The sequence below is a fragment of the Pseudomonas resinovorans NBRC 106553 genome (assembly GCF_000412695.1).
In the GTDB taxonomy this organism is placed as follows: Bacteria; Pseudomonadota; Gammaproteobacteria; order Pseudomonadales; family Pseudomonadaceae; genus Metapseudomonas; species Metapseudomonas resinovorans_A.
Genome location: NC_021499.1, coordinates 477,025 through 491,276, shown reverse-complemented (window position 1 = coordinate 491,276; position 14,252 = coordinate 477,025). Strand labels below are relative to the sequence as shown.

Annotated in this window: 11 protein-coding genes and 1 pseudogene; 5 read left to right on the top strand and 7 right to left on the bottom strand. The window is 65.3% G+C overall.

Going from position 1 to position 14,252, the window contains the following annotated elements; all coding sequences use genetic code 11:
• Positions 1–14 precede the first annotated feature (14 nt).
• Positions 15–1,268 (bottom strand): serine hydroxymethyltransferase, encoded by a 1,254-nt coding sequence (gene glyA / locus PCA10_RS02180; protein ID WP_016490386.1) that lies wholly within the window; start codon positions 1,266–1,268, stop codon positions 15–17.
• A gap of 380 nt (positions 1,269–1,648) precedes the next feature.
• Here glyA and PCA10_RS02175 point away from each other — a divergent pair, with 380 nt between their 5' ends.
• Entirely contained in the window at positions 1,649–2,668 is a 1,020-nt protein-coding gene (locus PCA10_RS02175; RefSeq protein ID WP_016490385.1) for a GlxA family transcriptional regulator, read from the top strand.
• A gap of 200 nt (positions 2,669–2,868) precedes the next feature.
• Here PCA10_RS02175 and PCA10_RS02170 read toward each other — a convergent pair whose 3' ends face one another.
• From PCA10_RS02170 to PCA10_RS29440, 4 genes and pseudogenes are all read right to left on the bottom strand, one after another.
• Complete coding sequence (locus PCA10_RS02170) at positions 2,869–4,206, bottom strand: MFS transporter (RefSeq protein WP_016490384.1); 1,338 nt, start codon at positions 4,204–4,206, stop codon at positions 2,869–2,871.
• Positions 4,207–4,487: 281 nt separating this feature from the next.
• Positions 4,488–5,699 (bottom strand): M24 family metallopeptidase, encoded by a 1,212-nt coding sequence (locus tag PCA10_RS02165; protein WP_016490383.1) that lies wholly within the window; start codon positions 5,697–5,699, stop codon positions 4,488–4,490.
• Positions 5,700–5,941: 242 nt separating this feature from the next.
• Positions 5,942–6,940 carry a GlxA family transcriptional regulator gene (locus tag PCA10_RS02160; protein WP_016490382.1) on the bottom strand — a complete coding sequence of 333 codons (999 nt, stop codon included), beginning with the start codon at positions 6,938–6,940 and terminating at the stop codon, positions 5,942–5,944.
• 22 nt (positions 6,941–6,962) lie between these two features.
• A pseudogene (locus PCA10_RS29440) lies at positions 6,963–7,046 on the bottom strand (serine dehydratase beta chain); the annotation flags it as partial.
• A gap of 478 nt (positions 7,047–7,524) precedes the next feature.
• On the opposite strand from PCA10_RS29440, the gene PCA10_RS02155 reads away from it, so the two are divergent.
• On the top strand, positions 7,525–8,424 hold the full coding sequence (locus tag PCA10_RS02155) for an alpha/beta fold hydrolase (RefSeq protein ID WP_016490381.1): 900 nt from the start codon (positions 7,525–7,527) through the stop codon (positions 8,422–8,424).
• Between the two features lies 1 nt (position 8,425).
• On the top strand, positions 8,426–8,854 hold the full coding sequence (locus tag PCA10_RS02150; RefSeq protein ID WP_016490380.1) for an acyl-CoA thioesterase: 429 nt from the start codon (positions 8,426–8,428) through the stop codon (positions 8,852–8,854).
• A gap of 49 nt (positions 8,855–8,903) precedes the next feature.
• On the opposite strand, the gene PCA10_RS02145 is transcribed toward PCA10_RS02150, so the two are convergent.
• Positions 8,904–9,206, bottom strand: a complete 303-nt coding sequence (locus PCA10_RS02145; RefSeq protein WP_016490379.1) for a hypothetical protein — start codon at positions 9,204–9,206, stop codon at positions 8,904–8,906.
• Between the two features lie 191 nt (positions 9,207–9,397).
• Between PCA10_RS02145 and PCA10_RS02140 the strand changes: the two genes are divergently transcribed.
• Together PCA10_RS02140 and fusA are read left to right on the top strand one after the other, a co-directional pair.
• Entirely contained in the window at positions 9,398–10,438 is a 1,041-nt protein-coding gene (locus tag PCA10_RS02140) for a threonine aldolase family protein (RefSeq protein ID WP_016490378.1), read from the top strand.
• A gap of 861 nt (positions 10,439–11,299) precedes the next feature.
• Positions 11,300–13,345 carry an elongation factor G gene (gene fusA / locus PCA10_RS02135; RefSeq protein WP_016490377.1) on the top strand — a complete coding sequence of 682 codons (2,046 nt, stop codon included), beginning with the start codon at positions 11,300–11,302 and terminating at the stop codon, positions 13,343–13,345.
• A 203-nt stretch (positions 13,346–13,548) separates the two neighbouring features.
• Here the strand turns inward: fusA and gstA are convergent, their stop codons facing one another.
• Positions 13,549–14,154 carry a glutathione transferase GstA gene (gstA, locus tag PCA10_RS02130; protein WP_016490376.1) on the bottom strand — a complete coding sequence of 202 codons (606 nt, stop codon included), beginning with the start codon at positions 14,152–14,154 and terminating at the stop codon, positions 13,549–13,551.
• Positions 14,155–14,252 lie beyond the last annotated feature (98 nt).

The window sequence follows — 14,252 nt, the reverse complement described above, 5'->3', positions numbered from 1 at the left end:
GTCGGACTCCTGGATTAGCGGTAGACGGGGAAGTCGGCGCAGAGGCCGGCGACCTGCTTGGCCACCTGCGCTTCGACGTCGGCATCGCCGAGGTGGTCGAGGATGTCGCAGATCCAGCCGGCCAGTTCCAGGCTCTGGGCTTCCTTGAAGCCGCGGCTGGTGATGGCCGGGGTGCCGATGCGCACGCCGGAGGTGACGAAGGGCGACTGCGGGTCGTTGGGCACGGCGTTCTTGTTCACGGTGATGCCGGCGCGGCCGAGGGCGGCGTCCGCCTCTTTGCCGGTCTTGCCCTGCTTGATCAGGCTGACCAGGAACAGGTGGTTGTCGGTGCCGCCGGAAACCACGTCGTAGCCACGCTCGATGAACACCTTGGCCATGGCCTGGGCGTTCTTGATGACCTGGGCCTGGTAGTCCTTGAAGCCGGGCTCCAGGGCTTCCTTGAAGCACACCGCCTTGGCCGCGATCACGTGCATCAGCGGGCCACCCTGGGCACCGGGGAACACGGCGGAGTTGAGCTTCTTCTCGATCTCCTCGTTGGCCTTGGCCAGGATCAGGCCGCCACGGGGACCGCGCAGGGTCTTGTGGGTGGTGGTGGTGACCACGTCGGCGTAGGGCAGCGGGTTCGGGTACAGGCCGGCGGCCACCAGGCCGGCGACGTGGGCCATGTCGACGAACAGCAGCGCACCCACCTTGTCGGCGATGGCGCGGAAGCGCGGGAAGTCGAGGGTCTTGGAGTAGGCGGAGAAGCCGGCGACGATCATCTTCGGCTTGTGCTCGACGGCCAGGCGCTCCACTTCGTCGTAGTCGATCAGGCCGGTGGCGGTGTCCAGGCCGTACTGCACGGCGTTGTACAGCTTGCCGGAGGAGCTCACCTTGGCGCCGTGGGTCAGGTGGCCGCCGTGGGCCAGGCTCATGCCGAGGATGGTGTCACCGGCGTTGAGCAGGGCGAGGTACACGGCGCTGTTGGCCTGGGAGCCGGAGTGCGGCTGCACGTTGGCGTAGTCGGCGCCGAACAGCTGCTTGGCGCGGTCGATGGCCAACTGCTCCACCTTGTCGACGAACTCGCAGCCGCCGTAGTAGCGCTTGCCCGGGTAGCCTTCGGCGTACTTGTTGGTGAGGCCGCTGCCCTGGGCCTCCATCACGCGCTTGCTGGTGTAGTTTTCCGAGGCGATCAGTTCGATGTGGTCTTCCTGGCGATGCTCTTCTTCCTGAATGGCACTGAAGAGTTCGTCGTCGTAACCCTGGATCTGGTCGTGCTTGTTGAACATCGATGATCTCCTGCGACAGCCCGGTGTCGTCACTGTTGTTTTGGGGGCCCGGCACCACACGTACCGATGGCCTGTTGCGGCCGATTGTGCGAAATAGGCCGACACCCCGTTTGCCTGTTTGCGACGTGTAAATGCCCAAACCTACCCAGGCACCGAAGTAAATCGTCCTTATTGCCCAAGCCCCCCTGTCCCGCGCCTATCGGAGACTTCCAAAGCGGCGCGAGGACGCCACTGATCGGGGCGGGAATGGGTGTAAGCTGGACCTCTGCGCGGGCTCGGGTCCGCGCCACAGAACAATAAAAAGACTGAGCTGCACGTCGACTTCCGCCTCACCCGCCTATACCCAAAAACGACAGTCGATGCAGTGGAGGAAGAACCAGATGGCTGTTGCGAACCTTGTGGCACCGCCCGTCGACGAAACACCCGGCCAGGCCCGGCACGCCGGCGTGAAGACCTTCGGATTCCTGCTGATCCCGAACTTCAACACCATCGGCTGCGCCGCGGCCATGGAAACCCTGCGCATGGCCAACCTGGCCGCCAAGCGCCCGCTTTATCGCTCCTGCCTGATCGCCGTTGACCACGAGCCGGTGCAGGCCAGCAACGGCATGCGCGTGGTGCCGGACTATTCCATCCACGACGCCCCCGAGCTGGATACCCTATTCGTCGTCGGCGCCAACCCCATCCCGGCCCGCAACGACCGCAACCTGCTGCGCTGGGTGCGCCGTCTCGCCGGCCTGGGCGTGCCCCTTGGCGGGATCTGCAGCGGCAGCCACCTGCTGGCCAGCGCCGACCTGCTCAAGGGCTACCGCTGCACCCTGCACTGGGAAGATATCGAGCAGGTGAAGGACAAGTTCCCCGGCATCATCATCTCCAACCAGCTGTTCGAGCTGGACCGCGATCGCTACACCTGTTCAGGGGGAACGGCCGCCATGGACATGACCCTGCAGCTGGTCGCCCGCGAGCCGGGCGGCGTGGAGATCGCCACCCGCGCCGCGGAGCTGCTGCTCTGCGACCGCATGCGCGGCGCCCGCGAGCAGCAACGGGTGCCCCTGCGGCAAAAGCTCGGCCACGCCCAACCGAAGCTGAGCCAGATAGTCGCGATCATGGAAGCGAACCTGGAAGAGCCCCTGGAACTGGAAGAATTGGCCCAGCTCAACGAGGTGTCGGTGCGCCAGCTGGAACGCCTGTTCCACAAGTACCTGGAGCGCACGCCGAGCCAGTACTACCTGGAGCTGCGCCTGAACCGCGCCCGCGACCTGCTGCTCAGGAGCGAGTCCCAGGTCCGCGACATCGCCCTGGCCTGCGGCTTCGCCTCGCCGGCGCACTTCTCCAAGTGCTACAGCCGCTTCTTCGGCCACTCGCCGCGCGGGGAGCGCAAGCAGCGTCCGCTGCATGCCTGACCTGTAGGGCTGCCCTTCTGCGGAACGGCTTTTCTGTGGGGGCGAATTCATTCGCCAAGCAGACCGCAGGTCTGCCCCAGGAAGTCCGAGGGGCAGCTTCGCTGCCCTTGGCGAATGAATTCGCCCCCACAACAGAGACAGTTCAACGCCGCCCTCCTTCCGGGGGCGGCGTTGCTGTGTGAGCGATCGGGTGTCGGTCGTCAGTCAGCCAATCGTCGATCGACGCCCTTCACCAGGATCACCGCGAACAGCGCCACCACCGCAGCGCCGATGAGCAGCCAGGAAGGTGCCATCTTGTCCCCCGTCTGGCTGATCAGCCAGGTCGCCACGAAGGGCGCGGTGCCGCCGAACAGCGCCTGGGCCGTGTTGAAGCTGAAGGCGAAACCGCTGTAGCGCACCCGGGTCGGGAAGATCTCGGCGAGGTAGCACGGCAAGGTGCCGTCGTTCATCGCCAACATCAGGCCGAAGGCGATCTGGATCAGCAGGATCACCATGAACCCCTGGCCGTCGAGCAGGCCGAACAGCGGGAAGGTCAGGCCGATGAACAGCAGCGAGGCGAGGATCAGCATGGTCTTGCGGCCGTACCTGTCCGACAGCATCCCCATCATGAAGATGAAGCCGATGTAGGTGGCCAGCGAAACGGTGGACGCCAGGAAGGAGTCGGTTTCGCTCATGCCCATTTCACTGGACAGGTAGGTGGGCATGTAACTGAGGATCAGGTAGAAGGCCACGGCATTGAGGCTGGTGGCGCAGATGGCGGCCAGCACCTTGCCCCGGTGGGCCGCGAACAGCTCGCGTACGGGCACCTGCTGGTGCTCGCTGCGGCTTTCCAGGGCATGGGCCATTTCGCGGAATTTCGGCGTGTCCTCCAGGTGCAGGCGGATGTAACGGCCGATCAGCCCCAGGGGCGCCGCCAGCAGGAAGGGCAAACGCCAGCCCCAGTCGTGCAGTTGCGACTCGTCCAGCAGGTTGTAGAGCAGCGCCACCAGCAAGGAGCCGAACAGCAAGCCCGCCGCCGTACTGGCCGGCACCAGGCAGGTGTAGAAGCCGCGCTTGTGGTCCGGGGCGTACTCGGCCAGGAAGGCCGTGGCACCGGCGTACTCGCCGGACGCCGAGAAGCCCTGCACCAGGCGGATCAGCAGTAACAGTAGCGGCGCCAGCATGCCCACCTGGGCGTAGGTGGGCAGCAGCGCGATGCAGAAGGTGGCGCCGGACATGATGAGGATGGACAGGGACAGGGCGTTACGCCGGCCGTAACGGTCGCCGATATGGCCCCAGACGATGCCTCCGATGGGGCGGACGATGAACGAGATGGCGAACACCGCGAAGGCCGCCAGCAGCCCCGTGGTCTTGTCCGTCGCCGGGAAGAACACCACCGCGATGATCGCGGCCAGGTAGCCATAGGACGCGTAGTCGAACCACTCGACGAAGTTGCCCATGAAGCTGGCGGTTGCCGCGCGGCGGAGGGTGCTGCGATCGCTGCTGGCCATCTGGCTGCCGGCCTGGCCATAGGCCAGGGTCTGGTTGGACGTGCTCATCGGGCACCTCCCACGGCGCCCAGGGGGCTGCGTTGAGTATGGACGGGAACGTTGGAACACACTGAGTCGGCCGCCCCGCGAAGGAGCGCTTCTGAAACAAACCTGACCATTGCCTGTACCTCTGTTGTTATGTAGTGAAAGTGCGGCAGCGGGTAGTCAAAGTGCGGCGCGTGCGCGGGGCCTTGGCCCCGTGATTGCCGCGCGTCGAATCTTGTTGTTGTGCATGTGCGTCTGGACCACGGCCCGCGCAGGAGGTCGGCTCTGCGCGGGCGTGGGGTGGATCATTTGCGGATGATGTTTTTCTCCGGGCCGTAGGGGAACTTGGTGATGTTCTCCGCGCCGTTCTCGTTGACGATGAGGATGTCGTGCTCGCGGTAGCCACCGGCGCCCGGCAGGCCTTCCGGCAGCATGATCATCGGCTCGATGGAAACCACCATGCCCGGTTCCAGCACGGTGTCGATGTCCTCCCGCAGTTCCAGCCCGGCCTCGCGGCCGTAGTAGTGGCTGAGGGTGCCGAAGGAGTGGCCATAACCGAAGGTGCGGTATTGCAGCAGGTCGTGCTTGAGGAAGATCTCGTTGAGCTCGCGGGCGATGTCGCTGCAGCGCGCGCCGGGCTTGATCAGCTTCAGGCCGGCCTCGTGCACCTCGACGTTGACCTGCCACAGGCGCAGGTGGTCGTCCGAGCAATGGTCGAGGAACAGGGTGCGCTCCAGTGCGGTGTAGTAGCCGGCGATCATCGGGAAGCAGTTGAGGCTGAGGATGTCGCCCTTGTTCACCTTGCGGGTGGTCACCGGGTTGTGCGCGCCGTCGGTGTTGATGCCGGACTGGAACCAGGTCCAGGTGTCCATCAGCTCGACGTCCTCGAAGGTGTCGGCGATGGCGCGGACCATGGCCTGGGTGGCGTGCAGCGCCACTTCGTACTCCGGCACCTGGTCGCGCAGGGCTTCCACCACCGCCGCGCCGCCGATGTCGGCGATGCGCGCACCGTGGCGGATCATCACATGCTCCTCGGCGGACTTGATCATGCGCATGCGCATGCAGGCGGCGGCCACGTCCACCAGCTCGGCCTCGGGGTAGCGGGCGGCCAGCTTGTCGCGGTTCTGCAGGTTCAGGTGGTCCGCCTCGATACCGATGCGGCGGGCGCGGGGCAGTGCCTGCTGGATGGCGACGAAGTAGTTGTCGCGCTGCCAGTCGGTGTAGACGATGTTGTCGGTGCCCTGGGTGCGGCGCCAGGGCTGGCCGCCGTCGATGTTGGCGCTGATGCTGATCACGTCGTCCTGGGTCACCACCAGGGCGTAGGGGCGGCCGAAGGAGCAGTAGAGGAAGTCGGAGTAGTAGTTGATGTTGTGGTAGGAGGTGAAGATCGCGGCGTCGATGTTCTCCGCCGCCAGATGGGCACGCAGCCTGGCTTGGCGATTGGCGTATTCCTGGGCGGAGAAGGTGGCTTTGACCTTCTCGCCGTTACGGATGCGGAGCGTCTTGGGCATTTGCATGGCGGTGGACCCTTGTTGTTTTCCACTGACTCGACACACCGGATTGGCGGGCCGTTGGATTGCATTGCAACAGAAGGTCCGGGGCGTTTTTTGTACGTATCCGACCCGAAGTTGGTCAGATCCGCTGGGGTGGCCGGAACGAGGATTCGCCCCTGCAAGGAAATAGCCAACCGACACAACAAAAAAACGGGCCCGGACCGTGCTGCCAGGCACGGGCGGGCCCGAAGTGGTGCCAAGGGTTGTCAGTGCATGGCGGCGCGGCAGAGCCGGGGCTTGTCCAGCCGCTCGTTGCTGGGCGGGATGCCGAAATGCTCGCGGTAGCACTTGGAGAAGTTCTGCGCCGAGAGGAAGCCGCAGCCGAAGGCCACCTGCACCACCGGCAACGCGGTCTGGCGCAGCAGTTGGCGGGCACGCAACAGGCGCAGCTTGAGGTAATAGCGCGACGGCGAGCAGCGCAGGTATTTCTGGAACAGCCGCTCCAACTGACGTCGCGACAGTTCGATGAAGCTCGCCAGCTCGTCCAGGTCGATGGGCTCTTCCAGGTTCGCCTCCATCAGCGCGATCACCTCCTGCAACTTCGGCTGCGCGCTGGCCAGGGCCGACGCCAGGGTCAGCCGAGGTGGCGAGGGTTCGCTGCGCAACTGGCCGAAGGCCAGGGTCTCGCTGATGGCGCCGAGCAACGCCGGGCCCTGGTTGCAGCCGATCAGTTGCAGCATCAGTTCCAGGGATGCGCTACCGCCGACGGCGGTGTAGCGGTCGCGGTCCAGCACATAGGGCTGGGAGCTCAGGGCGATGCCGGGGAAGCGCTCACGCAGCTCGACCCTGCAGGCCCAGGCCGGGCTGCATTCGTAGCCTTGCAGCAAGCCGGCCTCGGCCAGCACCCGGGAGGCCGAGCCGAGGGCGCCCAGGTGCACGCCTTGGCCGGCCAACTCTCGCAGGCGTTCCGGCAGGCGCGGGGGCACGTCGCAGCCGGGGCCGTCGCCGCCGCAGAGGATCAGCGCATCCGGCGCCTCGGCGAGCGCGTCGTCGGGCGCCACCTGCATGCCGTTAGCGGCGCGCACCGGGGCGCCGTCGAGGGTCAGGGTGCGCCAGCGGTAGAGGCTCTGGCCGGACAGCTGATTGGCCAGGCGCAGGGGTTCCAGGGCGCCCGCCAGAGCGAACAGGCTGAAGTCATCCAGCAGCAGGAAGCCGATGGACTCCAGGCACTGCCGAGGTGGTACGAGGGCTTGGTAGGCGGTCATGGCGTCAGCACTCCACCGCGCTCGCCACCGCCCGCATCGGGCCCACGGTCTGTGAGCTCGAAGGGCCGATACCGATCTTGAACAGGTCGAACACGCTGATGGCCATGCCGGTTCCTCGACTGCGATTGCGCCCGGGAAAGCGCCTTGCAGCCGATTGTCCCGATCCGGTGGCGGAGGAATCTGTCCGAATCCGACCCGAAAATGCACCTGTCCACCGGGCTCACCCACAAAAGCCGGGGATCATGTTGTCGATAAGCTGTAGAGCCTTGGCCCGGCCCCAGACGCTGCGCAGCGTGCCGCCGATTGATCATTTCCTGTGCCCTTTCAGTCACTTGCCGAAACGGCTGCCCCCAGAATCTGTGCAGCGAGTTGTGGATAAGGTGTGGATGCCAGCCTGAAGCAAGGATGCGGGGCGGCCCCCGCCGAACCGATCAAAAAGCGTACAAGCCCAGCATTAAATTAAACATTCGATTAATTTTTGTAACCCTCGTCGTGCGAGGCCGGGGCTGTTGGTATAACTGTCGACGCTCAAATACTGACCAACCCAGAACCAGGGCTAACCACCCGGTCACGCAGAGACCACCATGCAAGGACCCGACAGCACACCTCGGCAACTGCGATTGCCCGACGGCCGACTCCTGGCCTACCAGCTCTACGGCGCCGTCACGGGGCGTCCGCTGTACTACTTCCACGGCTTCCCCGGCAGCCGCCTGCAGGCTGCGCTGCATCACGAGCAGGCCCTGGCCGCCGGGGTCTGCCTGGTGGCGGCGGAGCGGCCGGGCTTCGGCTACTCCGATTATCAAGCCAGCCGCAGCATCCTCGACTGGGCCGCGGACCTGGGCTTCATGGCGGATACCCTGGGCCACCGGCGCTTCGGCGTGGTCGGTGTGTCCTGCGGCGGCCCCTACGCCCTGGCCTGCGCCCACCAATTGGGCGCACGCCTGGACTATGTCGGGCTGCTGGCCGGCATGGGACCGATGGATATCCCCGCGCTGCGCCGCGAGCAGTTGCCGGCACTGCGCCTGATGTTCGGCCTCGCCCGACTCCACCCAACCCTTGCCAGCCCCCTGCTGGGGTTGGACCGCTGGCTGCTGCGACGCTATCCGGAGCGGGCGCTGAAGACCCTGGCAAGCCTCCTGGCAGAACCCGACCGTCGCGCGCTGGCGGACAACCCGGCACTGGCGGAAGGCTTCGCGAGCTTCCTTGCCGAGGCCTATCGCCAGGGCGTACGCGGCGCCTGCACGGAGGCGGCGCTGATCGCCAGGCCTCGGCGCTTCGCCCTTGAGGACATACAGGTTCCGGTGCATCTCTACCAGAGCAGCCTCGACCGCCACGTCCCACCCGCCATGGGGCAGTTCCTGCATGCGCACCTGCCATGGGCGAACCTGCGCACTTATCCCCAGGAAGGGCACCTGTCCATCGTCATCAACCAGTTCCCCCAGGTGCTGGCGGACTTCAACCAAAGCTTCCGGGAGGTAGCCTGAAATGAACGACACACTGACCTACCGTGGCGCGGTCTATCCCTGGCACTGCGACCATATGGGCCATATGAACGTGATGTGGTACGTCGGCAAGTTCGACGAGGCCACCTGGCAGTTGTTCAGCCTGCTGGGCCTCGCGCCGTCGCGGCTGCGGGCGGAGGGCGCCGGGATGGCGGCGGTGGAGCAGCGGATCGAGTACCGCCGCGAATTGCACGCCGGCGATGTGCTGTCCATTCATTCACGGGTGCTGGAGCTGAAGGACAAGTCCATCGAGTTCCGCCACGAGATGCGCAACGACGAAACCGGCGAGATCGCCGCCGTCACCACCCTGGTAGGCGTGCACCTGGATACCCTGGCGCGCAGGGCCCGCGCCTTTCCCGCCGATATCCGCGAGCGGATCGACGCCTGGCGGGCAGCAGAAGCAAGGGAATAGCGAGAACGGTGACGCAGCCCCGGCGGGGGCTGCGATCACCCGGGAGGGGTCAGTCGTTCAGCTGGCTCAGACAGGACTTGGAAACCGCTTCCAGGCGCTTTTGCAGCGACTCGGGGAGCGGCGTCTTCTGCCCCGCCAGTTTCTGCAGTTCGGCATCGCTCAGGTCATTGCCCACCTTGTCGGCGGCGCAGCCGCAGTAGCGCTCGAGGTTGTCCTCCTCGATCTTGGCCTGGGTCGCGGATTTGCAGTCCTGAACGAAGCGCTCGCGCTCGCCGGCGGGCCACTGTGCCGCAATGGCCGGCAGGCTGATCACGGCGGAAACAAGAAGGGTGGTCAGGGTCTTGCAACGCATGTCGGTATCTCCTTGCGGATGGGTCGCACACTTGGGATTTGAAATCGGCTCCGGGTATCGGGTTCCCTCTATTCGACCAGGTGCCGAGGACAGAAAAGGATGTCGCCTCAGGCGAATCCAGTGGATAAAACCTGGCGTAAAGTTAGCCCCATGCGTCTGTGACTACAGACGAATGGATAGAAGGATAGGACATGACTGACCAGACCCAGCAATTTGCCAGCGACAATTACTCCGGAATCTGCCCGGAAGCCTGGGCGGCGATGGCCGAGGCCAATCGCGGCCACGAGCGCGCCTACGGCGACGACCAGTGGACGGCCCGTGCCGCCGACCACTTCCGCCGGTTGTTCGAGACCGACTGCGAAGTGTTCTTCGCCTTCAACGGCACCGCCGCCAACTCCCTCGCGCTGGCTTCGCTGTGCCAGAGCTACCACAGCGTGATCTGCTCCGAGACCGCCCACGTCGAGACCGACGAGTGCGGCGCGCCGGAGTTCTTCTCCAACGGTTCCAAGCTGCTGCTGGCCAAGACCCAGGACGGCAAGCTGACCGCCGAGGCGATACGCGAGATCGCCCTCAAGCGCCAGGACATCCACTACCCCAAACCCCGGGTGGTGACGCTGACCCAGGCCACCGAGGTGGGCACCGTCTACCGTCCCGACGAAGTCCGCGCCATCAGCCAGGTGTGCAAGGAACTCGGCCTGAACCTGCACATGGACGGCGCGCGCTTCTCCAACGCCTGCGCCTTCCTCGGCTGCTCCCCCGCCGAACTGACCTGGAAGGCCGGTGTGGATGTGCTCTGCTTCGGCGGCACCAAGAACGGCATGGCGGTGGGCGAGGCCATCCTGTTCTTCAACCGAGATCTGGCGGAAGACTTCGACTACCGCTGCAAGCAGGCCGGCCAGTTGGCCTCGAAGATGCGCTTCCTCGCCGCGCCCTGGGTCGGGCTGTTGCAGGACGAGGCCTGGCTGCATTACGGCAAGCACGCCAACGCCTGTGCACAACTGCTGGCCGAGCTGGTGGCCGACGTGCCCGGCGTCAGCCTGATGTTCCCGGTGGAAGCCAACGGCGTGTTCCTGCAGATGTCGGAACCGGCCCTGGACTACCTGCGCGCCAAGGGCTGGCGCTTCTACACCTTCATCGGCGCCGGCGGCGCGCGCTTCATGTGCTCCTGGGACACCGAGATGGACCGTGTACGTGAGCTGGCGGTGGATATCCGCGCGGCCATGGGAGCCTGACCCCATAACCCTCCTTCGTATTCCCCTGTAGGGGCGAATTCATTCGCCAAGGGCAGCGCAGCTGCCCCCTTGGAACGGCAAGCCGGCGGCCTGCATGGCGATTGAAATCGCCCCTACAAGTCCAGCAAGTATCTCCCCCTTCCCGCCTTACCCCCGTTTTCCGTGGACCAATCTGTGGACAAACTGTAGAGCCACGGCTGCGGGCCACGGCCTGCGCGGCTCTCCGCCATCTGGATATTTTCTGATCTTTTTCAACAACTTGGCTTTTATTCCACACAGATTCTGTGCAACGAAAGGTACACAAGCTGTGGAAAAGACAGCGCAGCCTTAGTCTCACTAAAGACGCAGACCATTGATCACTTATTGATCAACCCCTCCAACAGGGAAATCAAGCCTACTACCTGTGGGTAAGTCTGTGCACAAGCTGTTGGCAGCCCTGTATGAACGAATCCGCGTAATTCGTGGCCTCCAGGCGATTTCATGGATCTGGAAGCCCGCTCGCCAAAAACTTGCGCACAAATACCGTGCACATCCCTGTGGAAAATCCCTGGATAACACCATGCAGACCAGTAAATACGGCGTGTACAGGGCAGCGATCATTCATCGATCAAAGACCATTCCAGCCATAGAACGCCTGCCACACCCCTAATCACCAGTGGAAAACCACGACTTTACTCACAAAGCCGGTGGAAGCCTCTGTGGACAAGCTGTACAGAGCACTCTGCGCAGCACGGCTGGCGCGGCTTTCCAGATGCCGTACGTTTTCTGAGCGTTTTCAACAAGTTGCGCTATTACTCCGGTGCCCGGGGCAGTCGGGGGGAGCCTGCCTATACTGGAAACACCCAGCGCGCGGAGGTACTCATGGCGAACTACTCGGTGGAATCCATTCGGACGGTCGCCCTGGTCGGCCATGGCGACAGTGGCAAGACCAGCCTGACCGAAGCGTTGCTGCAGTGCAGCGGCGCCATTCCCGTGGCCGGCAGCCTGGAGCGTGGAGACACGGTGTGCGACTTCGATCCCCTGGAGCGCGAGTACCGCCACTCCCTCGCCTCGGCGCTGGCCCACTGCAGCCATGCCGGCGCCGAGCTGAACCTGATCGATACCCCCGGCTACCCGGATTTCATCGGCCAGTCCATCGCCGCCCTGGCCGCCGTGGAAACCGCGCTGGTGGTGGTCAATGCGCAGAACGGCATCGAACTGACCACCCGGCGCATGATGAACATGGCAGCCGAGCGCGGCCTGTGCCGGATGCTGGTGGTGAACAAGATCGACGCCGAGCGCGTCGACCTCCCCGCCCTGCTGGCCAGCCTGCGTGAAGCCTTCGGCAAGGAAGTGCTGCCTCTGAACCTGCCGGCCGACAACGCGAGCCGGGTGGTGGACTGCTTCTTCAACCCGGCCGGAGAAGCCGACTTCTCGTCCGTCGAGGAAGCCCACCAGGCCCTGGTGGACCAGGTGGTGGAGGTGGACGAAGAACTGATGGCGCGCTACCTGGAGCAAGGCGAGATCGCCCCGGAGGAGCTGCACGAGCCTTTCGAGCGGGCGCTGCGCGAGGGCCACCTGATCCCCCTCTGTTTCACGTCGTCGCGAACCGGCGCCGGGGTGGCCGAGCTGCTGGATATCCTCGCGCATCTCGCGCCCAACCCCACCGAAGGCAACCCGCCGCTCTTCCTCAAGGGCGAAGGCGAACAGGCCCGCGCGTTCCGCTCCCGGCCGGACCCGCAGCAGCATGTCCTGGCCCATGTGTTCAAGGTGGTGATCGACCCCTTCGTGGGCAAGCTCGGTGTCTTCCGCGTGCATCAGGGCACCCTGGTGCGGGACATGCAGCTGTATGTCGGCGACGGCCGCAAGCCGTTCAAGCTCGGTCACCTGCTGCGCCTGCAGGGCAAGCGTCACGAAGAGGTGACCCGCTTGATCCCCGGCGACTTCGGCGCCCTGACCAAGGTGGACGAGGTGGAGTTCGACTCGGTGCTGCACGACTCCCACGACGAGGACCAGATTCACCTCAAGCCCCTGGACTTTCCCTCGCCCATGCAGGGCCTGGCCATCGAGGCCAAGCGCCGTGGCGACGAGCAGCGCATCGCCGAAGTGCTTGGGCGCCTGCAGGCCGAAGACCCCTGCGTGAAACTCGATTACCAGGCCTCCACCCAGGAAACCGTGCTGCGCGGCATGGGTGAACTGCATCTGCGCTACCTGCTGGATCGCATCACCGGCAGCTACAAGCTGGAGGTGGAAACCCGCCCCCCAAAGGTGCCCTACCGCGAAGCCATCACCCGCCCGGCCGAGGGCCACAGCCGACACAAGAAGCAGACCGGCGGCGCCGGCCAGTTCGGCGAGGTGTTCCTGCGCATCGAGCCGCAACCGCGCGGAGCCGGCTTCGCCTTCGCCGATGAGGTGAAGGGCGGCGTGATCCCCTCACAGTTCATCGTCTCGGTGGAAAAGGGCGTGCGCTCGGTGCTCGCCTGCGGGCCCCTGGCGGGCCTGCCGGTGGAAGACCTCAAGGTCACCGTCTACGACGGCAAGCACCACCCGGTGGACTCCAAGGACATCGCCTTCCAGGCCGCCGGTCGCAAGGCCATGCTCGAAGCCCTGCGCGCCGCGGGCGAAGTCGTGCTGGAGCCGGTGGTCACGGTGGAGGTGACCACCCCGGAAACCAACCTGGGCGACATCACCACCGACCTCATCGGCCGGCGCGGCCAGGTCACCGGCACCGAATCCCTGTCCCAGGGCATGGCGCTGGTCCACGGCCAGGCGCCCCTGGCCGAGCTGGACGGCTACGCCGGCCGGCTGAAGGCCATCACCGCCGGCCATGGCGCCTTCAACATGGTCCTCAGCCACTACGCCGCCGCACCGCAGGACGTGCAGCAACGACTGAAGGGCGCATACAAGGCGGAACAGGAAGAGGATTGAGGGCGCGCGGCGATTTGCCTGGCCCCCGGATATCCGTAGGAGCGAATTCATTCGCGAATGCGGACCGCAGGTCCGCCCTACCGAGGCCCGCTACGCGGGCCGATCGCGATTGAAATCGCTCCTACAAGGCTGGATGCGCCATGGGAATCCTCAGCCGTAGGACGGGTTGAGCGGAGCGATACCCATGCGGTCCTCGCTGCGTGTCAGACCAGCCCTTCCGCCTTCAACGCCGCCTGCACCGCCGGGCGCGCCGCCACTCGCGCCTGGAAGGCCTGGAGCTCCGGACAGTCGGCGATATCCATCTTCACGAAGCCCGTCCAGTTCGCCACGGTGAAGAGATAGGCATCCGCCGCGGTGAAGTCGTCGCCGGTGAGGTACTGGCGGCCACGCAGCTGCTCCGACACCCACTGCAGGCGGCGCTTGGCCATGCCGGCGTAGGTGGCCTTGGCCTGGTCGTCCAGCGCGGGGTTGAACAGCGCCCCCAGGCTCTTGTGCACTTCGGTGCCGATGAACGCCTGCCATTCCATGACCCGATAGCGGGCCATCTCGCCGGCGGCCGGCATCAGGTCGGTACGCCCGGCCAGGTCGCAGAGGTACTGGCAGATCACCGGCCCCTCGCTCAGCACCTGGCCGCTGTCCAGCTCCAGCAGGGGCACGTAGCCCTTGGGATTGGTGCGGTAATAGTCGTCGCCGTCCGTCGTCTTGTGGGCGGCCAGGTCGACTTTCACCAGGGTGAAAGGCCGGCCGATCTCACGCAGGACTATGTGCGGGGCGAGGGAACAGGCTCCGGGGGAATGGAAGAGTTTCATTTCAAGGCTCCTCTGGCAGGTCGCATGAACCGGCGCAGCGCACACGCCGGCGAAAATCATCCGCTCAAGCATAGCGGGGTTGCCCCCACTTACAGTGG